21 protein-coding genes are annotated in these 21038 nt (G+C 67.1%); 3 read left to right on the top strand and 18 right to left on the bottom strand.

Annotation, left to right across the window (positions count from 1 at the left end; genetic code table 11):
* Positions 1-37: 37 nt before the first annotated feature.
* On the bottom strand, positions 38-235 hold the full coding sequence (locus ACR5MH_RS22360; RefSeq protein WP_115697664.1) for a hypothetical protein: 198 nt from the start codon (positions 233-235) through the stop codon (positions 38-40).
* Entirely contained in the window at positions 232-981 is a 750-nt protein-coding gene (locus ACR5MH_RS22365; protein WP_407791851.1) for a hypothetical protein, read from the bottom strand. The genes ACR5MH_RS22360 and ACR5MH_RS22365 overlap by 4 nt, the downstream gene beginning before the upstream one ends.
* Positions 982-1271: 290 nt before the next feature.
* Between ACR5MH_RS22365 and ACR5MH_RS22370 the strand changes: the two genes are divergently transcribed.
* Positions 1272-2474 carry an IS110 family transposase gene (locus ACR5MH_RS22370; protein WP_407791852.1) on the top strand — a complete coding sequence of 401 codons (1203 nt, stop codon included), beginning with the start codon at positions 1272-1274 and terminating at the stop codon, positions 2472-2474.
* 437 nt (positions 2475-2911) lie between these two features.
* On the opposite strand, the gene ACR5MH_RS22375 is transcribed toward ACR5MH_RS22370, so the two are convergent.
* Genes ACR5MH_RS22375 through ACR5MH_RS22385 form a run of 3 tightly spaced genes read right to left on the bottom strand, consistent with a single transcriptional unit; the run spans position 2912 to position 4261 of the window.
* Positions 2912-3115, bottom strand: coding sequence for a hypothetical protein (locus ACR5MH_RS22375; protein ID WP_407791853.1), 204 nt, complete (start codon positions 3113-3115; stop codon positions 2912-2914).
* Positions 3116-3137: 22 nt separating this feature from the next.
* Positions 3138-3395, bottom strand: coding sequence for a hypothetical protein (locus tag ACR5MH_RS22380; RefSeq protein ID WP_115697668.1), 258 nt, complete (start codon positions 3393-3395; stop codon positions 3138-3140).
* Positions 3392-4261: an ArdC-like ssDNA-binding domain-containing protein gene (locus tag ACR5MH_RS22385; RefSeq protein ID WP_433862710.1), complete on the bottom strand. Its 870-nt coding sequence runs from the start codon at positions 4259-4261 to the stop codon at positions 3392-3394. The genes ACR5MH_RS22380 and ACR5MH_RS22385 overlap by 4 nt, the downstream gene beginning before the upstream one ends.
* 345 nt (positions 4262-4606) lie before the next feature.
* Between ACR5MH_RS22385 and ACR5MH_RS22390 the strand changes: the two genes are divergently transcribed.
* On the top strand, positions 4607-5659 hold the full coding sequence (locus ACR5MH_RS22390; RefSeq protein ID WP_407791855.1) for an IS110 family transposase: 1053 nt from the start codon (positions 4607-4609) through the stop codon (positions 5657-5659).
* A gap of 28 nt (positions 5660-5687) precedes the next feature.
* On the opposite strand, the gene ACR5MH_RS22395 is transcribed toward ACR5MH_RS22390, so the two are convergent.
* The 8 genes from ACR5MH_RS22395 to ACR5MH_RS22430 all read right to left on the bottom strand — a co-directional run bounded on the left by ACR5MH_RS22395 (position 5688) and on the right by ACR5MH_RS22430 (position 12083).
* On the bottom strand, positions 5688-6890 hold the full coding sequence (locus ACR5MH_RS22395; protein ID WP_407791856.1) for an IS110 family transposase: 1203 nt from the start codon (positions 6888-6890) through the stop codon (positions 5688-5690).
* 483 nt (positions 6891-7373) lie between these two features.
* Positions 7374-7667, bottom strand: coding sequence for a hypothetical protein (locus tag ACR5MH_RS22400; protein ID WP_407791857.1), 294 nt, complete (start codon positions 7665-7667; stop codon positions 7374-7376).
* 25 nt (positions 7668-7692) lie between these two features.
* Entirely contained in the window at positions 7693-8016 is a 324-nt protein-coding gene (locus ACR5MH_RS22405) for a hypothetical protein (protein WP_115697531.1), read from the bottom strand.
* 367 nt (positions 8017-8383) lie between these two features.
* A complete protein-coding gene (locus ACR5MH_RS22410; protein WP_407791858.1) occupies positions 8384-9859 on the bottom strand; it encodes a ParB/RepB/Spo0J family partition protein in 1476 nt (491 codons plus the stop codon).
* A 77-nt stretch (positions 9860-9936) separates the two neighbouring features.
* Complete coding sequence (locus ACR5MH_RS22415; RefSeq protein WP_407791859.1) at positions 9937-10323, bottom strand: DUF3846 domain-containing protein; 387 nt, start codon at positions 10321-10323, stop codon at positions 9937-9939.
* Positions 10324-10730: 407 nt separating this feature from the next.
* Positions 10731-11360 (bottom strand): DUF6349 family protein, encoded by a 630-nt coding sequence (locus tag ACR5MH_RS22420; protein ID WP_115697534.1) that lies wholly within the window; start codon positions 11358-11360, stop codon positions 10731-10733.
* The gene (locus tag ACR5MH_RS22425) at positions 11357-11716 is read right to left on the bottom strand and encodes a hypothetical protein (protein ID WP_115697535.1); all 360 of its coding nucleotides are present in this window, start codon (positions 11714-11716) and stop codon (positions 11357-11359) included. The genes ACR5MH_RS22420 and ACR5MH_RS22425 overlap by 4 nt, the downstream gene beginning before the upstream one ends.
* 55 nt (positions 11717-11771) lie before the next feature.
* Complete coding sequence (locus ACR5MH_RS22430; RefSeq protein ID WP_115697536.1) at positions 11772-12083, bottom strand: hypothetical protein; 312 nt, start codon at positions 12081-12083, stop codon at positions 11772-11774.
* Between the two features lie 489 nt (positions 12084-12572).
* Here ACR5MH_RS22430 and ACR5MH_RS22435 point away from each other — a divergent pair, with 489 nt between their 5' ends.
* Positions 12573-12716, top strand: a complete 144-nt coding sequence (locus ACR5MH_RS22435) for a hypothetical protein (protein WP_407791860.1) — start codon at positions 12573-12575, stop codon at positions 12714-12716.
* Between the two features lie 32 nt (positions 12717-12748).
* On the opposite strand, the gene ACR5MH_RS22440 is transcribed toward ACR5MH_RS22435, so the two are convergent.
* The 5 genes from ACR5MH_RS22440 to ACR5MH_RS22460 all read right to left on the bottom strand — a co-directional run bounded on the left by ACR5MH_RS22440 (position 12749) and on the right by ACR5MH_RS22460 (position 20971).
* Entirely contained in the window at positions 12749-17746 is a 4998-nt protein-coding gene (locus ACR5MH_RS22440) for an SNF2-related protein (RefSeq protein WP_115697537.1), read from the bottom strand.
* On the bottom strand, positions 17722-18246 hold the full coding sequence (locus ACR5MH_RS22445) for a hypothetical protein (protein WP_407791861.1): 525 nt from the start codon (positions 18244-18246) through the stop codon (positions 17722-17724). The genes ACR5MH_RS22440 and ACR5MH_RS22445 overlap by 25 nt, the downstream gene beginning before the upstream one ends.
* A gap of 338 nt (positions 18247-18584) precedes the next feature.
* Entirely contained in the window at positions 18585-19214 is a 630-nt protein-coding gene (locus ACR5MH_RS22450) for a hypothetical protein (protein WP_147295943.1), read from the bottom strand.
* A 90-nt stretch (positions 19215-19304) separates the two neighbouring features.
* A complete protein-coding gene (locus tag ACR5MH_RS22455) occupies positions 19305-20573 on the bottom strand; it encodes a Y-family DNA polymerase (RefSeq protein WP_115697540.1) in 1269 nt (422 codons plus the stop codon).
* On the bottom strand, positions 20570-20971 hold the full coding sequence (locus tag ACR5MH_RS22460) for a LexA family protein (RefSeq protein WP_407791926.1): 402 nt from the start codon (positions 20969-20971) through the stop codon (positions 20570-20572). The genes ACR5MH_RS22455 and ACR5MH_RS22460 overlap by 4 nt, the downstream gene beginning before the upstream one ends.
* Positions 20972-21038: the final 67 nt, after the last annotated feature.

The following is a 21038-nucleotide window of genomic DNA, read 5'->3' on the forward strand; positions in this document are numbered from 1 at the left end:
GAAGGGCCCGGGTTTCGACCCGGGCCCTTCTTCGTCGTCATAGGTGCTGGATGGTGCGCCTTCGGAGCTCGAGGCGCGTCACGAGCTGCGGTGCGGTCGCTGCGCTCGGGCGGACGGTTCCGCAGAAGGCGCACGCCTTCGCGAAGGTGACGACGTCGACCAGGTCGACGATGCACGGGAAGGTGGCCGCGTATCCGCACTTGGGGCAGGTGTCCTGCGGGGCGCCGGCGTTCATGCCGCCGCCAGGGTCTGGATCAGTTTGGAAGCGGCCGCGCGCGAGAGGGCGCGCAGTGCGGCGAGGTCGATCGCCCCGTTGGCCGCTCGGTAGGGGCCGGGCTGCTGAGCAACCAGTCGCGAGAGGTACCGGAGCTGGTTGGGGGTCGCCGGCTCGTCGGCTCGGTCCGCACGGGTCTTCGTCTCACGGGTCTGGTTTGCGCTGGGCGCCGCGACCTGAGAGGTGCCCGGGATCCGGACGGGGACGTCGCCCCAGGCCTCTACGGTCGACTGCGGTCGCGCGGCGAGCTCCGCCTCGAGCTTCTTCCGGTGCTGGGCCGCGTCCCAAGCGCGCTGCTCGGCGGCCGCCATTCGCTGCCGCTCCTGTCGCGCCGGCACGGACCGAAGCGCCTCCAGCTCGGCGCGGGCGGCGGTGATCTTCTGCTCGAGCTGCGCCCGCTCTTCCAGCGCGATGCGGACGCCAACGGTGTAGAGAGTCAGGCCGGCGTTGGTGAGACGGCCAAGCGCGAACGGCGCGCGAACCGTGGCCAGTTCGCCGCCGCCGAACTCCGCCGGGGCGGGGTGGATGGGAAGGCGCTCTTCTCCGTCGAGTAGCTCAACGCTCTCGTCGACATTCGCCCGGTGCCAGTGCCAATCTGCAGCGGCCCGGATCCGGTCGAGCTCGAGGTAGAGGTCCGCGAACGTCTCGCGGGTGTCGTCGATGCCGGCGCTGATGATCTCTGCCGGGGTGTAACGGTGGTAGTTCACGGATCTCTCCTCTCACCTCTAGATGGGCTTGGTCGCGCAGTCGGTCACTGGCAGCTGTCCTTACCGTTGAAGCGCGGGTCCGGGGCATTTGTAGGCTTCGGAACGCGCCAGGGTTCCCGGGCATGGCTAGCAGGCTGTCTGCCTTCCAATGGCTCGATGCGATTGGCCACCCGGGAGCCCGCAACGGCACGACCGCTAATTGAGAAACGCGAACCAATCGCTATGTAAGGACTTGCCGGCTTGGTCGTTGACGGCGCGCACCGCATCCACGAATAAGAAGGGACATCTGCGTGCCACAACTGTGGGCCGGAATCGACGCCGGAAAGACTCACCATCACTGCTTCGTCATCGACGAGGACGGCAACAAGCGACTCTCGCGACGATTCGCGAACACCGAAGCCGACATCCTCACCCTGATGGGCGACGTCGCTGCCGTCGCCGACGGCGACCAGCTGCTCTGGGCAACCGACCTCAACCACGGCGGCGCCGGACTGATGAAGGCCGTCCTTGCTGATCATGGGCAGACGCTGTTCTACATCCCCGGCCGCGTCGTCCATCACGCCTCGCAGACCTACCGCGGCGAGGCCAAGACCGACGCCAAGGACGCATCGATCATCGCCGACCAGGCCCGCGTCCGTCGTGACTTGGAAGCTGTCCGGGTGCCGGATGATGTCACCGCCGAGCTGAAGATCCTCAGCCACCGTCGAGCCGACCTCGTCCACGACCGCACCCGCACCATCAACCGGCTCCGCGCCTTGCTGCTGCACTACTTCCCCGGCCTGGAAGGCGCATTCGACTACGCCGCGACAAAGGGCCCACTGATCCTGCTGACCCGCTACCAGACCGCTACAGCGATGCGTGCTTCCGGCCAGGTCCGCATGACCGGCTGGTTGAAGAAGCAGGGCGTCCGACTGCCCGCCCAGATGGCCCTGAAAGCACTCGAGGCCGCCAACGCGCAGCTCACCGTCGTGCACGGTGAAGCCGCGGCCGCGGCGCTGGTGGCGAAGATCGCCGCTGACCTGCTGCGGCTGCGCGAGGAGCTCCTGCAACTCGACGCCCAGATCGAAGCGCGCCTGACCGAGCATCCGTTCGCACACCAGCTGATGTCCATCCCCGGCTTCGGGAAACGCCTCGTGGCCGACTTCCTCGCCTCGACCGGCACCGACCTGACCGCGTTCGGCACCGCCGCCCGATTCGCCAGCTTCGCGGGCCTCGCACCCGCCCCACGCGACTCCGGGAAGATCAACGGCAACCACCACCGGCCCCGCCGCTACGACCGGCGCCTCATGAACGCCTGCTTCCTCGCCGCGTTCATTGCCTCCACGAACTGCCCCACGTCCGCGGCCTACTACGCCAGGAAGCGGAAGGAGGGGAAGACGCACAAGCAGGCCATCATTTCCCTCGCCCGGCGTCGAATGAACGTGATCTGGGCCATGCTCCGCGACGGCACAACCTTCAACCCCGACACCCCTCAACTCAGCTTGACAATCTGATTGAGAATCGCACTGCAGCAGATCCATCGGGTCCATTGGGACCTCGTAACCGTTGATGGTCTCGGTGGCGTTGGTGTCCATGTCGTCATTCCTCCTCATGTTCTTTTGCCGTGAAGGCACGTAGTGCCGTTCAGGGAGAGCGCCTGGAGCGCAAGAGGTCGTGGAATACCGGACTGAGCGCAGCGAGGGAGGATATGCCGCGAAAGCCTCTTGCGCGCAGGGTGCCGACCGTAGAATGCCGCAGGCTTCACGGCAAAGAACTGGGCCGAAGGCCAGAGCAGGCGAGCGGAGCGAGCGCCCTTGCCGTCGTCTTGTCGACGGCGCCGGGTGCGGAGCGCCCGGCCCGGGGTTGGGTGCGCGAGGGAGGGCCGGCGGCCCTATCCCTCGCGGCCGGCCCGGGAGGCCGGCCCCGCCATGCAGTGGCCGGCCTGCCCTGGTTAGCTTGGCCGGTTGGGGTTGTAGGTGTCCGGGTCGGCATCGCCGGGGTGCTGCCGTCCGGTCGCGGCGACGATGTCGGCGATGCTCTCCAGGTAGTCGGCGGCGCTGTCCCATTCGGGGTTGGTGCCGAGCATCTCCGCGATCCGCGTGATGGCGAGCTCGTCGCTGATCGTGGGGCCGTCGGTGGTGGGGGTGGTGGCCATCTCGTTGTTCCTTCTCTCTGGGTCAGTTGGTGCGGCGGGTGGCTTTGTCGTATTCGTCTCCGAGCCCGACGGCTCGGATGCAGCGGACGCACACCGACTCCAGCGACCAGGGCCGCGTGAGCGTTGCCGCGGTGAGGCGGACGGTCAGCTCGGGGTCGATCACTTGGATATGCGCCCAGTTGTTGGGCTTCGGGATGCGCCCGCAGAGGGTCTTCGATCCGTCGTAGCTGAGGTGGGGGTGTCCGTCTCCCTTCCGGATGGCGACGATCTCGGCGGTCATGCCGCCTCCTGAATTTCGTCGGGGGTGAAGACGTCGGCGATCGTGTGCGCGGCCGCCAGGACGCGGGCGGCGGTCGCGCGGACGACGTCCGCTTTCCCGTCGGCCCATCCAGCGATGTAGCCGACGCTGTAGGCGCTGGTGTCGAATCCGAGCATCCCGGCAACGACGTAGGCGACGGACTCGGCTTCGGTCTCCATGCGGCCGCGGTGCGCGCGGTACTCGTCGACGTCGTCGACGTGTCCGAGAGTGATGTGCGCGGCCTCGTGAATGAGGGTCTTGGCGGCCTGCTCGGGCGCAAGCTCATCGTGCAGGACGACGGTGTTCTGCTCCGGGTCGGCGTAGCCGTTCGGGCCGTTCAGGTGTTCGGTGGTGACGGTCCACCCGATGGCCTCCAGGTGCGCGGTGAGAGGGACGAGTACGCCGTGGTCGTCGGTGCCGGTGAGCTGCGCGACGGGGTTGAGGATTTCTGCGCCGTCGATCGGGTCGGTCTGGTCGATGTCGAACACGGACAGAACGGGGAATCGGGTGAGACGCTTCTCCACCTCGTCGCCGGTCTCGGGGTCTTCCTCGGTGATCTTCTTGGTCGAGTACCCGAAAATCTTGATCGCCTTCTCGCCGCGTCGGACCTGGCGACCCTTCGCCTGCCACTGACGGAATCCCGCGACCGCGGATGCGTCGGGACGCTGGGAGAGGATCAACAGGAGGTTGTTCAGGCTGTAGGCGTGGAAGGACCGGGTGAAGTCCAGGAACTTGCGCCACTGGTCGCTGTCGGTGAGCTGCTGCACCTGGTCGGCGATCGAGGCGTGAAGGGCCTCTGCCTGTGCCTTGCGCTCTTCCGGAGTCCGGCGGGTGACCTGCTTGCCCATGATCGTGGTTTCCTCTCCCTCGTTGTTTTGCCGTGAAGGCACGTAGTGCCGTTCAGGGAGAGCGGCCGGAGTGCAAGAGGACGTGGAATACCTCTAATAGGTCTTGGCTGGTCTGGGATCGGCTGGCAAGCTGGTTTTGGTTCCGTCGGTGTGACTCTTGGAATACCTGTCCCGCGCTTGGTCGTGGTGACTTTCCTCCGGCCCGTCCGCCGACGGGACTGCCGCCGGCTCTGCCCGTTGCAGTGGCCTAATAGAAGGCTGTCCACCCTGGTGGTGTGACTCATTAGAGGTTTGCCCTGAAACGACTTCCCGGGTCGGCATGACCCTTGGGAGGAGAAGAAGGCGATGCCTTTGGTTGCCGAGCAGTACTCGCACGTCATAGGCGCGGACACTCACGCCCGCACCCATAGTTACGCCGTGATCGAGACGGTCACCGGCCGGCTCACGGCGCAGTCCACGTTTCCCGCATCCGTCGCCGGGATCCGCAGGGCGCTCGCCTGGATCGACCGAACCGCTCCCGGAGAGGTGCTTGCCGCTGTTGAGGGCACCGGCTCCTACGGGGCAAATCTGCACGCCGCGCTGCGCGAGGCGGGGATCCCGGTGATCGAGGCGCGACCACCGAAACGCACCGATCGGCTGCGGGGCAAGTCCGATGCGATCGACGCAGAAGCCGCCGCCCGAAGCGTTCTCGGTCGCCAGACGCACCTGCTCGCCACGCCCCGGGAGGGCAAGACCCGCTCGGCGTTACGGGTGTTGTTAGCGGCGCGGCGGGGCATGGACTCGCAACGCACCGCGGACAGGAATGCGTTGACGGCCCTGTTGCGCAGCGTCGATCTCGGTGTTGATGCCAGGCGGCCGCTCTCCGATCGTCGCGTCCAAGAGATCACCGCATGGCGGGTCCACCCCACCGATGACCTCGAGCAGGACATCGCCCGAACCGAGGCAATCCGGCTTGCCCGCAGCGTGATCACCCTCACCGGGCAGCTGCGTGAGAACCTCGAGAACCTGCGCCGACACAGCATGGCATTGGCTCCGGGCCTACTGGACAAACCCGGCGTTGGCCCGTTCACTGCAGCCGTGTTCCTCACCGCGTGGTCGCATCCCGGAAGGGTGCGTTCCGAGGCAGCGTTCGCCACCCTTGCCGGCGCCGCTCCGATCCCGGCCTCCAGCGGCAACACGATCCGGCATCGCCTCGACCGTCACGGCGACCGGCAGCTGAACCGCGCCCTCGACGTCGTCGCCCGTTCCCGGCTGGCCACCGACCCGGAGACCAAGGCCTACGCCGCCAAACGGCAAGCCGAGGGCAACAGCATGCGCGAGATCCGCCGCCTTCTGCGCCGCTATATCGCCCGCCAAATCTTCCGTGAGCTGAAAGCGAGCCACACCCCGACGACTTGACAGAACTCATAGATTCTCAATCTGTTTGTCAAGTCGCGGAGCGCGCGGCTATCGACTGTTGCTGGTAGGTGGTTCCATCGCGCAGTAGCGCCCAGATGACGTTGATCCGTCTGCGGGCGAGGGCAAGGACGGCTTGCTTGTGACGTTTGCCCTCGGCGCGCTTACGGTCGTAGTAGGCGCGAGACTCTGGGTGAGATCGGGCAGCGACCTCGGCGGAGACATAACACGCTCGCATCAGACGCCGGTCATAGCGTTTCGGGCGGTGCAGGTTCCCGCTGACCCGACCGGAGTCGCGGGGAACGGGTGCAACACCAGCGACGCCAGCCAGACGGTCAGCGTTCTCGAAAAAGCGTGTGGTGCCGCCAGTGGCGCCGATGAACTCGGAAGCCAGGAGCGGACCGAACCCAGGGATACTTAGGAGGGTCTCGGCCCATTCGTGGCGGCGAAATCGGGCATCGATCTGCGCATCAACGGCCTCCACTTCGTCCTTGAGCCGAAGGACTTCTCGAGCGAGACGCCCGACGATCAACGACGCCGCGTCTTGGCCGGCAACCACGGTGTGCTGTCGGTTCGCTGCTGCGACGGCGGCTTCGGCGATCTTCTCAGGTTGCCGGCAGCCCTCGTTCCGCAGCCAGGTCGTGATCCGGGTGACACCACTGCGGCGCAGCTGCGCGGGGGTCTGATACTTCGTCAGTAACACCAGAGCAGCTTTCCGCTGGGCGAAGTCGAAGCTGGCTTCCAGCCTGGGAAAGTACTCAAGTAGGGTGACACGAAGCCTGTTGATCGCACGCGTCCTATCCGCCACCAGGTCGGAGCGGTGAGCGGCGAGCATCCGCAGCTCGGTAGCGATCTCATCGCCTGCCCGGACTGGATGTAGGTCACGGCGCATCCTGGCCTGGTCTGCGATGATCGCGGCGTCTTTCGCGTCGGTCTTGCCGTCGCCACGATAGGTGCGGGCAGCGTGATGAACCGTCCTGCCCGGGATATAGAGCATCTCCTGACCGTTGGCAGCCAGCACTGCGATCAACAGGGCCGCGCCGCCCTGGTTCAGATCCGTCGCCCAGACCACCGGGTCACCGTCTGCCAGCTCGCTCACATCGCCGAGCAGAGCAAGGATCTCGTCCTCGTCGTTGACGAGATTCCGTGACAACAGCCGGGCTCCCGCCTGATCGATCACCACACAATGATGATTGGATTTGCCGGCATCGATCCCGGCCCACAATTGCGGCATTCTGCCCTCCGTTCACTCGGTGCGGGCTCCAGCGAACGACCACGCCTGCGTGTCCTTACCCAGCGATCTTGTCGCACGTCTCAATCAGAGGTCGAGTCGTTGCGGGACACCGGGCGGCCAATCTATGTCAGCCATCACCGCGGCGGAAGGGTCAAAGCCATACCCGGCATCCCTGGAGCGGTCGAGAGCCTACAACGACCCTCAATCCACACCCCAAACAACGTAAGGAAGGGTCGGAGTGAGTGAGCGCAGCGAGCGAAGGAGGATATGCCGCGAAAGCCTCTTGCGCGCAGGTCGCCGACCGTAGAATGCCGCAGGCTTCACGGCAAAAGAACTGGGGCCGAAGGCCTGGAGGGTGCCGCCGTGGGCGGCTCGTCGCGGCCGTTCCATCGGCCGCCGCCGGCGTCCGCCGGCTACTGGGGGAGCGCGAGGGGGCGGGTCCCCTCGCGGGGCCGACCGGAGGCCGGCCCCGCTGCTGCCCCGTCACCCCGGAATGTCGAGTGACTCGATCGCGTCGATGACGGCGAAGGTGTAGGTTTCCCAGCCGCCGATCATCTCGATCGCCAGCGACGAGCCGATGATGCTGTCGGTGTCGCGCAGACCGTCGGCCAGCTCGGTCTTGACCTCGTCGCGAACGAATCCGACGACGGCGAAGATGCCGGGGTCATCGTCGTCGTGGAGGTTGTCGGCTCCGCGGAGAACCTTGCCGTCGCTGGTGAAGTCGACGGTGAACTCGCGGACGGTCCCTTGATGCATTGCGGCGCGGTAGGCGGTCATGTCGTTGTCCTTTCGGGTGTGCTGTTCAGGAGCGGCGTCGGGGGGAGCGCTCGGTCATGAGGTCGATGTAGGCGACGGCCGGGAGGATGAAGAGGAAGGTGCCGAGCGCGACCAGGAGGGCGGTGCGGGTGCTCTGGGCCGCTGCGGGGTCGCCTGTGTGGATGAAGTCGATGAAGGAGGTCGCGCCGATGGCGAGAGTGATGATCTCGGCCAGGATGATGGCGGCGTAGCTGGCGCGGAAGACGCGCTGCCGGGTGCTCCGCGTGCGCCGTGCGGCGACGACGATGCGTCGGAGGGCGACGACCTCGCGCCGCGTGACCTGGGTGGCGGGAGTGCTGGTGTTCGTCATGTCGGTTCCCTTCGTGTCGTGAGCCGGGGCTGGGTGCCGAGCGGTCCGCTTCAGAACCCCCACCACGTTTTCTGCCGATTTCGGCCCGAAGGGTCGCTCCACGGAGACCGCAGCCGTCAAGGGTGCGCGCAGCGCATCCCGCAGGGACGCCGGAGGCGCCCTTTACGGCTGCGGGCGGAGTGGAACGCTGGTCCAGCGAAATCGGCGAAAAGATGGTCGCGCCGTAGGCGCTCCATTGCGGGCGCTCCGTCGACCGCGCCGGCGGCCGCCGGCACCAGGGGGAGCGCGAGGGGGCGGGGCCTTCTCGCGGGGCGTCCCAGCGGGACGGCCCTGGGGCGACGACCGGTCAGGCCGCCGCCCCTTCTGTTCAGTCCTCGACCGGCTCGTCGTCCTCGTCGTCGCTCGACTCGACGGGGGCCGGGTCGTCGTTCGGCTCGGCGTACCCGGCGGCGATCCGCTCGACCTCGGTGAGGTGGTATCCCCAGGACTCCAGCGTGAGCAGGTAGGCCTCGTCGGTCTTGTTCGGCTGTCGCCAGGAGAACTCGCTGGTGTGGTTCTCCCGACCCGAGAGGGCGACGGCGAGGTTGACATGCTCGGCTTTCGCCGGGTTGTTCTCGACCAGGGTCGCCGCCTGGTTGCGCTCGTCGTAGCCCTCCAACCCGAGCAGCTTGCCGAGGATGGAGCTGTGCTCGCTGTTGATCACCTCGTAGCGGAAGCGCGTGAGCGTGAAGGCGACGAACGCGTTCGCGTCGGCCGGGAGCTTCTTGCGGTTGACCAGTTCGCTCAGCCACTGCAGGCGGAGCTTGGTGGCGGAGCGCCACATGCGGTTGTACTTGACGACGCGGCGTCGCTCGCGGCGCTGGGCGTCCTTCTCGGCGTCCAGGCGCGCCTCGCGCTCCTCGTCAGTCTCGTCCACGGGGCCGGCGGTCGGGCGTGCCACGCTGGTGCCGATGCGCGGCTTGTGGAGCTCCGGGCTGCTGCACAGCTGGTCCAGGCGGTACCCGGTGTCCTCGGTTCCCCAGACCCGCAGGTAGTAGATCGCTCCGGGGCAGGTGGCGTGCGACTCGGCGTCGAGCGAGGGCCGCTCGTCCGCGTCGACATCGGCGTCGGTGAGGCTCCAGAGCTGGACTCCCGCGTTGTAGGAGCTTGCGATGGTCTTGCCCTCGGCCTGCAGCTTGGCGATCAGCGCCTCGGTGTGCTCATCGAGTTCGCGGCGGTCGCGGAGCTGCTGGGCGATGAATTCCAGTTCCTCCTCTTCGGCGTCCGCGATGGCGCAGAGGGCGTCCTCATCGTCGCCGAACTCGGCGGCATAGAGCGCGCGGTCGAGGGTGAGCTGGTAGGTGTCGATGGCGCGCAGCGCGACCTCGGACTTGGCCACCTTCACTGCCGCGTTGACATCGTCCTTGGACTGGCCGGTGCTGCGTGCGATCTTGGCGACGGAGACGCCTTCGAGGGTGAGCTGCTCGACGGCCTTGACGCGGTCGACCAGGTTGAGGTCTTCGCGGGTGAAGGTGCGGAGCTGGTCCAGGATGCGGTCTGCCTCGCTTCCGCTGTGGTCGCGGAGGCCGAAGACGGCGAGCATCTTCTCGACACCGGCTTCGCGTGCGGCGAGCAGTCGGCGCTGGCCGTCCCAGACGTACACCTCGCCGTTATCGCCGCGTCGCGCGCGGACCGGCTCCTGGACGCCGACCTCGCGGATGGAGTCGGTGAGGGTGTCGAGGCCGTCGAGGCGGGAGCGGACGTTGGGGTCCAGCTGGGCGGTTGCGGTGTCGATCACTTCGATGGTGATCGCGCCCGCCTGGATCAGGGCCGGGAGGTCGGTGTGGGCTTCGTGGGTGTTCATCGTGCGGTATCCTTTCGGGAGTTGGTCGGGCACCAAGGCACTTGCACTGTCTTGGTGCCCGACCTTTTTCTGTTCGATCAGTGGGCGGTGACGGCGACCGGTGTCGGCTCGACCGACGCCTCTCGCCAGGCGGTGACGACGGCGATCTGCTGCTCGGTGGTCAGCGAGGTCGGGGTGCCGTCGGTAGGGTCCACGCCGAGGAACAGGCCGCGACCGTGGATCGGTTCGGACCACTCGGGGTACGCCTTGCGGACCATGGCCGCGAGCAGGTGGTTCCGCTCGGAGCGGTAGGGGCCTTCGTCGTCGATCCAGACCTCGATGCCATCCGCGAAGCGCAGGGCGTACGGCTGTGCCGACTCCACCTGGTCTCGGATTCCGGCGGCCCGCTGCGAGTCGCTGGTGTTGTCCAGCTTCACGGCGCACAGGGTGTTGTCCAGGTCGATTCGGACGCCAGTGATGATCATTCGTTCTCCTTCTCCGTCGATCGTTTTTTGTTGCCATCTCGGCGAGACCTAACCTCTCCGCGGAAGGAGTGGAGGCCATAAGCGGGTTCACTGCGGAGTTGCGGGAAAAGTTTTGACGGATAAGGCGCTTGCGCCCCGACAAAAGTTTTCGTGCAACTCCGCAGCGCCCGGAGGGCGCCCCGTTGGCCGGAGCGACTGGAGCGGATAGGTTCGGGCTGCCGTGAATGGCGGCAAAAGCAAAGAATCAGTGCCGGCCTTGGCCGGCTCCGCTCAGAGATAGGGGTCCGCCGCAGGCGGTCCTCTTCCCGCCCTGGGCTCTGATTGCTGGGCGGCGAGGTCGGCGCCGAACTCGCCCCAACGAGCGGGAGGGCCGCCCCTCGATGGGGCGACCCTCCCGGCGGCGGCCGTCAGGCGGCGAGATCGAATCCGCCCCAGGGGCTTCGGCCTGCGATGTGGCGGGTGGCTCGCGTCGGGCGCTCGGTGCGGATCGGGGCACCGTCGAACTGCCACGCCTCGGGGTAACGGTCGAGCCATTCCTGGCCGCGGTGGCTGCTTTCGCCGCTCTGCAGCTTGATCCGCAGCGTCTCGGGGAGGATCGGAAGCGATCGCCATCCGGGCATTGCGTGGTCGTGCCATGCCTCGACGACGTCGTTCTCGTCGGCGGCGATCGCATGCCAGCTGCACTGTTCGCAGATCCCCTGGTGCATGAGGTCGCCGAGGCAGGTGCACGGGGTCTCCGACTGCCACCGGTGTCCACCGCACAGGTAGCTGTGGCGGAGGTCGGCGGTGAAGGAGACGAGGGTGTGGCCATTGGTGTTGGCGTGCGCTCCGGTGAGGCCGGTGCGGTTCCACATGTGGGAGAGCGGGACGCAGCCGAAGTGTCCTCGCTCGACCTGGTAGCGGCGGAAGGCCGCGTCGAACTGGCTGGGCGCGTAGTAGTCGGTCGTGAACCGCAGGGGCGCACCGTTCCAAGCGGGCATCTGCTGGACGTCGACCTCGCGGATCATCGCGTCGATGTCGAAGGTGAGCTGGCTCACTTGTTGCCCTCCTCGGCCTCGTACCAGGTCCACACCCCGGCGCCGATGGCGTAGAGGGTGACGTCGTCGACGTCATGTCCGGTAACCACCTCGGGCTGGTAACCCTGCGACTCCAGATCGGCGCTCTGCAGGATGTAGCCCTGCAGCTCGTCGTTCCATCGCACGAGGGTGCGGTACTCGTCAGGATCCAGTGCCTCCTGTGCGGCGAGGTCGGCCGCGAGCTGGTCCGCGACCTCGCGGGTGAACGACGGGAGGATCCAGCCGTTCCATCGGTGCGCGGCCACGGCGTGGGCGATGTAGACGCCGTCTCCGAAGGTGACTGGGACGTTGTGGCGGGCGGTTTCGGTGGTGTTCATGTCGTCTCCTTGAGGTTGGCGAGGGCCGCAGCGCGGCCCCGCGAGGGTGAGATGGTCAGATCGAGCGCCAGGCGCCGCTCTCGTCCCGGTACTGGATGGTGACCGCGCCCGCGTTGGGGGCGCCGTAGCAGAAGAGCGGCTGAAACTCCCACTCGACGGGGTCCCACGTCTGCTCGCGCTCGTCCTCGAGGATGCGCCCGTGGTAGTAGACGAACCCGTCGTCGTCGAGCATCCGGAAGGCACGGCCTTCCCCGGCGGCGAGCCGGTCGAGCGTGTCCTGGTGCGCGTCGCTCGGTCCCTGGACGCCGAAGCCGTAGCCCTCCTCGTCCTTCCGGGTGATGACGTCTCGTGTGATGAGGAATGCCATGTGCCGCTCCTTCCGCTTTGGTCCGTGGACCCCTGATCGTTCTTTTGCCGATTTCGGCGCGGAGTGCCGATCCGCGCAGCGGACGGCAGTCAAGGGTGCGCGCAGCGCATCCCGGAGGGACGCCGCAGGCGCCCTTTACGGCCGGCCGTGGAGCGGAACGCTGGGACAGCGAAATCGGCGAAGAAGATGCCGCGCCCGGAGGGCGCTCGTTCGCGGGAGCTCCGTCGAGCGCGCCCGGCGAAGCCGGCGTCGGGAGCGCGAGGGCCGTCCCTCGCCGGCGTCCTGGAAGGCGCCAGCCGCAGCTGAAGGGCTCGTGCCGCGCATAGAGGTAGTGGAGAACGCGCCCGCGCTCTCTCAGCTGGAGTCCCTGGGAACGGGTCGGAGCCGTCCGGTCCCACCTCAGTGGCTCGTGCCGCGCATAGAGGTAGTGAGAGCGCGTCGCGGTCTCCCGGCTCAGCTGGTCAATCCAAGTGCACCTGGAGGCACACCATGCAGCACACCGTTCTCATCAACGAGCCCAACGAGACGGTCACCAAGTTCGGAACCGACATGCGTGAGGTTGAGCGATTCAGCGTCGAGGGAGGGAAGGTGATGGAGGAGTACCTGACCGCGTATTCGCCCGCCGAGGTCTGAGCGAGAGGGGCGGCCCGTTGGGCCGCCCCCGCTCATCGACTGAACCGACTTCCTGCAGGCCGGGTCGGGCCCGTGGCGTGAGGTGAGTTCGGGAGGTGGTTGCCGCTGGCAACACCAGCGTGCGGTTTCGGCGGCACGTCGGGCGTTTGCGCGCGCTCTGTTCCCTCTCTCGCGTCCGCGGCGGCCAGGGCGGCGAGGTCTGCTTCGACGCGATCGAGTCGTTCCTGCGCGGCCTGCAGCTCGTCGGCGTACTTGAAGGGGCGTCCGATGCGCTGCTCGGCTTCCGCGATCGTCTCCTGTGCTTCACCGCGACGCTGCTTCTGCTCATCGAGCAGACGCGGCAGTGAGTTGGCGAGGTTCTCGAGCCGGGTGACCATGCCGGCCATGCCCTTGGTGAAGGAGTCGCGTGTGACGGCGATCGCCGCGACGGGCGCCTCCGACACCTCGGCGACGATCTGTAGCCCGAGAGTGCTGTACTGCGCTCGAGCGTTGATCGTGTACCCGCCGATCTCGGCCATCGTGCCCAGCTTGCGGTCGGTGTAGGACGGCAGCGAGGTGATGTAGTTGCGGTTCGCCCAGCTCTGCAGAGCGTCGGCTGCATCCGTGCGCTTGGTGACGGCGCGCCCGTCGATGATGGCCGCGAAGTTGTCGCCGTCCGTCGGGCGTCCCTTGGGGATCGCCGCCTCGAGTTCGGAGATATTCCTGTCGATGGCGTCGAGCCGACCGGTTGCCGACTTCTTCTGGTCGATCATGTTGCGCTGGCTGCGGGAGTGCGCCCGATTCAGGCGCTGCAGCTTGGCGACCTCATCGCGGGCGAGCGCCTGCTCGAGCAGGAGCGGGTTGCCGCTGGAGAGCGCCTTCGTCTCGGCCGCGGAAAGGGCGACGTCGCCAATGTCGTCCATCTCGCGCACGTCGAGCTTGCCGCGCATGATCTGGGCGATGAACTTCGCCTTCCGTTCAACGGCTTGCCACATGTAGGCGTCGAACGAACCCTCGACCACGTACCGGTGGATCTCCACCTCGCTGTTCTGGTTGCCCTGTCGGACGATCCGGCCGTCGCGCTGCTGGATATCGGCCGGGCGCCAGGGGCAGTCGACGTGGTGGAGTGCGATCGCGCGTGCCTGGACGTTCGTTCCGACGCCCATCTTCTGGGTGGATCCGAGGAGGACCGCCACGTGGCCGGCGCGGGCGGCGGCGAAGAGGCGTCCCTTCTCGGCGTCGTTCTTCGCCTGGTGGATGAACCGCACCTGGTCGGCGGGCATCCCGCCGGCGACCAGCAGCGACTTGAGCTCGTTGTAGGCGTCCCAGCGCTGCGGGTCCGGCGTCCCGAGGTCGCTGAAGACCAGCTGCAGCGCGCCGGGCACTTCGGAGAGCTGCCCGCTGACGGTGTCGGTGTAGCGGTTGCTGCGGTTGGCCTCCCAGATGGTGAGGATCTGCGAGGCGACAGCGGTGAGCTTGTTCTGGTCGGTTTGCTCATCGAAGCCCACCATGCGCATGTCGAGCGCGGCCTTCCGTCCATCGGTGGAGATTTTGAGCATGTTGTCGACCTCGGGCTTGACCATCTTGTTGGCCACCTTGTCGGCGCGCTCGGCGATGTTCTCGATGTAGCGCTGCAGCAGCGGGGTGGGCGCCAGCACGTGCGTGACGGGCAGCCGCTGCCCGTCAGGGCGTTCGCGGAGGTCCGGGGTCGGGAGGTTGAGGTCCTCCGCGGTCTTCACATCGGCGAAGACGTGCCACATGCGCAGCATCTCGGGGACGTTCTGGAACTTGGCGAACCTGGTCTTCAGGCGGAAGTTGCCGCCGCCGGTGGGTGCCATCTCCATCTCGGTCACGGTCTGGCCGAAGGTGGCGGCCCAGGCGTCGAAGTTGTGGACGCCGGCGTCGCGCAGCAGGTCCGGGCGCAGGTACCGCTGCATGACGTGGGCCTCGGTGACGCTGTTGGCGATCGGCGTGGCCGTGGCGAGGGTGGCGACGCGGCCGCCGTGGCGGTGGCGGAGGTACTCGAGCTTCATGTGCAGGTCGGTGGCCTTGCCAGCGCCGGCGATGGATGCACCGTCGATGTTGGAGTCCGTGGACAGGTTCTTGTACTCGTGAGCCTCGTCGACGATGACGTAGTCGATGCCGGTCGAGTCGAAGGTGATGCCCGGATCCCGGGGGCGGTCGATCATCGCCTTCTGCTTCTCCTCCAGCCGCAGCAGCTTCTTCTCCAGCTGCTTGGTGGTGAGGCGATCCTCGGCCTGCGAGCTTTCTACGACGGCGCGCAGCTCGTCGACGGCGCTCTGGATGTACTCCTGCTCGAAGTCGGGCGAGACAGGCAGGCGCTCGAACGCGGTGCGGGTGGCGATGATGGCGTCCCAGTCATTGGCCGCTGCGCGGGCGACGAACAGGCGGCGCTTGTCGCCGGTGAGGTCGTCACTGGATGCGGCGAGGATGCGTGCCTGGGGGTAGATCTGAAGCCACTCGCGAGCGAACTGCTCCAGCATGTGGTTCGGGACGACGACGACGGGCTTGGTGATGAGCCCCATTCGCTTGAGCTCGGTGGCGCCCATGACCATCTCGGCGGTCTTGCCGGCTCCCACTTCGTGGAAGAGACCGACCGCGGGCTCGGCGATCATGCGCGCGACGGCCGCCCGCTGGTGAGCGCGCGGGTTGAACGTGGCGGACATGCCGGGGAAAGTGAGGTAGTCGCCGGCGTCGGTGTAGTCGCGCAGCACGATCGAGTTGAAGCGGCGGTTGTACTCTTCCGTGAGCCGGGCTGCGCGGTCGGAGTCCTCCCAGACCCATTCGGAGAAGCGCTCCTGCATCTTCTCGGCCTTCTCGGTCGCCGCCTGCGTCTCCAGCGGATTCAGCACTCGGCGGGTGCCTTCGGAGGTCTTGATCTCGTCGTAGACGGTCAGGCTGCGCTGCTCGAGTACGGCCGCGGCGATGTCGGGCGCCGGCCGTCGGGTGGTGCCCCATTCGTCGGTGGCGAGAATCCCCTGCCGTTTCCCGCGGACGTCCCAGGTGCCTGGCAGCGGGTTCTCGACGGTCAGGGATGGGTCGCGCAGGATCTCTTGCAGGAACTCGAGGTGCGTGCGCTCGTCGATCCACACGGCGCCCATACGGGCCTGGATGTCCTCCATGGTGAGTGGTGCGGGGATCACCTTCTCGAGTGCTTCAACGTTGGGACGGAAGGCGGGATCCTCGGCGGCGGCCTGGCGGGCGGCGTCGAGCTTGACCCGGACGTCGCCGGAGAGGTACTCGGCGGCGGCGACCAGTTCGTGGCTTACCGGGTCGTCGTAGACGAGGGAACCGAGCGCTGCGCGCGCTTCCGCCTCTTCTTCACCGAGCAGGTGGGCGATGGTGGGCAGGTCGATGCGGCCCAGACGGTCGAGGCTGACGGCGATCGCCTCGGCTGGGGTATCGACTCCCTGGACGTCGGGCCGAGTGCTCACGACGCGCTGGGTCAGGATCGCGGCGGGCTGTGCGATCTGCTTCTCTTCGTCGAACAGCTCGAGCGCCATGACGACGGGGCCGAACGGGTCGGAGCGGAGGATGCGTGTGGCGGTCGGGGAGACCCGCGCCAGGGTCTCTTCTCCGGTCTCCGGGTCGACGCGACCGGTGTTGCGGAGGGTGAAGCGGTTGAGCGGCCCGTACTTGGCCGTGTAGGCGTCGTACTGCGAACGCAGGTCGCTGCGTGCGGCCGCGAGGTCTGCGGTCTCCTCGCGGGTTGCTGCCTCAGTCTCCAGTAGCTGCTTCGCGGTGTCGCGGAGTCGCAGCAGGTGCCGCAGCTCGACGGAGACCGTCTTCGGGACCTTCAGCGGGCGCAGGCTGCCGCGCTCGACGGTCGTGAACGTGTTATCCGGCTGCGCCAGGATGGTGCCGTCCCAGAGCGTGGCGTCGGCGGGCCGGTAGGCCGCGAGCTGCGCCTCGGAGCGCTCGGAGCGAGGGGTCATCAGCTGGCCGTTGTGTCGGGCGTCGGCGACGACGCTGTCCAGAGCGCGCTGCAGTCGTTCGGGCACGGTCGCCAGATCCGACGTCACGTGGAGGGTGTCGTTGCCGAACATGCCGGTGCCGACGCTCAGCTCACCGAGGATGTGCTCAGGGCGGGTGTCAAAGTACGCGTTGATCTTGACGACGCTCTCGCCCACCTTGTGGGCGGAGACGGTCTCCCAGATGTCGGAGCGGGGCGGCTCGCCGACCTCGCGGCGACGGAAGATGAGGAGGTCGGTGACGACCTCGGTGCCGGCGGTGCGTCGGTGGGCTCCGGTGGGCAGCCGGACGGCGCCGACCAGGTCGGCCAGCTTGTTCATCTCGCGGCGCGCGGCGGGGTTCTGCGCGTCCATCGTGTATGAGCTGGTGAGGACCGCAACCAAGCCTCCGGGTCGCGTGAGCGCGAGGGACTTGATGATGAAGTGGTTGTGCAGCGAGTGACGGCCCGCGTTGTGGATCGGGTCGTGGAGCTGGACGTTCCCGAAGGGGACGTTTCCGACTGCGGCGTCGAAGTAGCCCTCGGGAAGCTTCGTGTCAGCGAACGACTCGGCGCGGATCTCCGCGCCCGGGTAGAGCGCAGCGGCGATGGTGGCGCTGGTCTGGTCGAGCTCGACGCCGACCATCCGCGCGTCCACGGGTGCCATCCCGATGAAGGTGCCGGATCCCGCGCCGGGCTCGAGCACCGTGCCGCCCTGGAATCCGAGAGTGCGCATGGTCGACCAGATCGCCTGGACGTACGTGGTGTCCGTGTAGTGGGCGTTGATCGTCGTGCGGCGGGCCTGGGAGTACGCCTCCTCGGAGAGAAGCGACTGCAGGAGGGCACGTTCGGTCGACCAGTTCGCCTTGCTCTCGTCGAAGACGTCGGGGACGGCTCCCCAGGAGGAGAACCGCGACAGAATGAGCTGCTCGTCGGGGGTGGCCGGTCGACCCTCGCTAGCGAGCCGGTCGGCGACGCGAATGGCGTCGACGTTGGCGTCAAAGCGTGCCTTCGCGCCGCTCGGGGTGAGGTAGTCGCCGGCGTGCGGACGGAACGCTACTGGGGCGTGCTCGCCTTCCACCGAGCGAACCGTGCCGCCTCCGACTGCTGCAAGGTCTCGGTGCTGTTCAACAGGAACGTGTACGGCTGCTCCTGCTCCACCAGGTGTTGCAGGAACGTGCGATCCAGCATCCACTCCTCCGAGACCATCTCGATCGGCTTCGCCCAGTCGGCTCCGTCCCTGGTCGCTTCCGCCCAGTCCGCCAGCGAGTCCAGCGACGGTTGCGTTGCCGCCCAGTTCTCCCGCGCCTCCGCGTCCGTCTGCTCGGGCTGGACGGTCACCAGGTTCTCCCAGGCCACTTCCTCCGCCTGCTTCCGGGCGGCGTTCAACCGTCCGACCTTCTCCAGGTAGCTCTCGCCCTCCGCGTCCGGACCGGCCAGGGTCTGCTGCAGTTGGTCGACGACCGTCAACATCTCCTCGCCCAGCTCCGTGAAGTACGTCTCTGGATCCTCGATCTGCCGATACTGCGTCGGGGCTACCCTCCGCCAGTGCTCCTCGATCCGCGTCCCGTACTGATTCATCCGTTTCTCCTGCCGTTTGCTTGAAGAATTCGTCAAAGCTCAACTGGCCATCGACCAGCGCCGTCTCGGTGCTGCTCGGTGCCGCCTCGCGTGCGTCGGTGACGCGTGCATCGGCGGCCTCTTCGGCCAATCCCCACAGGTCCAGTTCGACCTGGTCGTTGGGGGTGGTCTTCTTGGGTCGTCGGCCAGCCATTCACTCGCTCCTCGTTGTCAGCTTCGTGGCCGACGTTAACAGAATCGAGTGGCTTTTAACAGACCCACTTTCTAGGGAAATCCCTGATTAGGACCGGTTTTTACGCTTAGCACCCCCTTATGCAGCCACCCTCGCGCCGCACGCATCAGTCGACTTCCAGGTAGCCGATCGGGCCTCCAGATGAGGTACGGATTCGGGACGCCATGATGGTTCGAACGTCGCTTTCGGACAGTGCAGGGGAGGCCCGGACGTCCAACTTGAGATTGTCGTCGAGCCGAGCCAGCAGGGCGCCGGCGAAGCGGTGGCGATCGAACTCTTCGTCGCCAAAGCGGCGATGGTCGACGTGTTCGTGAAGGAGATAGAGGGCCACCGGGAACTCGGCAATCGTCACCGCGAACAGTTCGTTGGAGAGGACGCGGGCGGGCTTGCAGCGCCACCACCGCAGGGAAGCGTCTTCCAGCTCGACGTCGGTCATGGCGACGTCGAAGCCGAGCCACCTGCGTGGGTCTGTCGGATAGACCGGCGGCGACGGCTCTTTGCTGTCCGTGCGCAGGACGGTCAGCTCGCCGCTGTCGAGACCCAGGAACGGGCGACCCTCCCAGCGTGCTACGTCGGCGTCGGTGGGCGCCTGGGGGAGCAGCCCGCAACGCATCATCTTGCGCAGCCCTCCGGAGGCGTTCACGTCCAGTCGGCGGGCAGCTTCCGCCCGGGTCACCAGCCTTGTCGGGTCAGCGTCGGACGAATTGCGCGGCGGCCTGATCGTAGGAATGGGCACTCGCTCCTCCTTGCCTTACACAACGCACGGTCGTGCGTTGTGTAAGGCACGGTAGCAGAAACGACGAATCGGCGCATTTGGAGCCAGCCGTCAACGCGCGAGGACAGTCGCCATCTCTGCCCAGTGGGTCGTCGCGCGCGGCGAGAGCATCTCGCGGCGCATCTCGAAGCCGGCGCCGAGGCGCATCCCGGCCATGCCGAGGCCGATCACTGCTTCGCCATGGCGACGGTGGACCTTGTCCAGCAGCTCACCGACGCCGCGGTGGTCGTAGCTCGGCTGGAACATCGGCAGGAACGAGTGCGAGCTGGCGGCAGAGAGGTCGTTCAGCATCACGCCCGCTCGCACGTACTTGACCCCCGGCCGTAGCTTCTCGCGGAGGCTCTCGGCGGCCGCCTTGGCGATCGCCACCGGATCATCGGTTGGCATGGCGAACGCCGCCTGGCCCCAGGCGGAGACGTAGTCGTCGCCGTAGGGCGAGGACGCCGCGAACGCGGAGACGAGACCGGCCACGGACTTCTCCCGTCGCATGCGCGCCGTGGCGCGCTGCGCGTAGACCGAGAGCACGTGCTCGACGGTCGCGGGATCGGTGACCGGGTGGCCGAACATCCGGGAGGCGATGATCTGCTGCTTGGTGGCGCGGACGGGCTCGATCTCGATGCAGGGGATCCCGTTGAGCTCGTAGACGATCCGCTGTACGACGACGCCGAACGCCTTCTTGATCACCGCCGGGTCGGCGTTCTTCAGATCGAGCATCGTGTGGATGTTCCGCTCGGCGAGCCGGCGCTCGAGGCGGCCGGCGATACCCCAGGTCTCGCTGGTCGGGTAGGAGGCGAGGATGCGCTCCTGCTGCTCGGTCGAGTAGCTGGTCCAGTCGCAGACGCCGTTGAGTCGGGCGTTCTTCTTCGCCCCGTGGTTCGCCAACTTCGCCAGGACTCGTGTGGGCCCGAAGCCGACGGAGACGGGCAGGCCGACGTTGCGTCGGACGACCCGTCGAATCTCGCGCCCGAGCGCGGTGAGGTCCTCGCGCTTCTCGTTGATCTCGAGGAAGCTCTCGTCGATCGAGTACTCGAAGGCAGAGGCCGCGTAGCGGCCGACCAGCTCATGCATTCGGTGGCTCAAGTCGCCGTACAGCTCGTAATTGCTGGATTTTGCAATCCAGTCGAAGCGTTTCGCGGCACCCTTGATCTTGAACCACGGGGTGCCCATTTCGATGCCGAGCGCCTTCGCTTCGGCAGACCTCGAGACCACTGCGCCGTCATTATTGGACAACACGAGCAGGACCCGGTTCTCCAACTTCGGGTCAAAGACTCTCTCCGCGGAGCAGTAGAAGTTGTTGCAATCGACGAGGCACGTGATCATCGGTGACGGTGGATGTTGAAGGTGACGACGCCCCACACGACCATCTCGGTCTCGCCCTCCAGAGGGATGGATCGGAACGCAGGGTTCTCCGCACGGAGGATCCATCCTCCGGAGGAGCGGGCGAGACGCTTGAGCGTGAGCTCGCCGTCGACGATCGCGACGACGACGTCGCCGATGCCCGGCTCGATGCTTCGGTCGACGAGGATCTGGTCGCCGTCGAAGATCCCGGCGCCGATCATCGAGTCGCCGGCCACGTTCAGGATGAAGGTCGACGTGCGATCGAGGATGAGATTCTCGTTGAGGTCGATGGGACCCCGATACCAGTCGGCGGCCGGGCTCGGGAACCCCGCGGACACGGCAGCCGCGACTGGGGTGAGAACTCCGCCTGGTGGCGCCAGCTCGTCGACCCGACCGAGGACCTGCAGCACGGCGACTCCATCTTTGAACACTCGAACGTTTGTTCGA

It is taken from the genome of Streptomyces sp. L7, from assembly GCF_050990935.1.
Classification (GTDB): Bacteria; Actinomycetota; Actinomycetes; order Actinomycetales; family Microbacteriaceae; genus Leifsonia.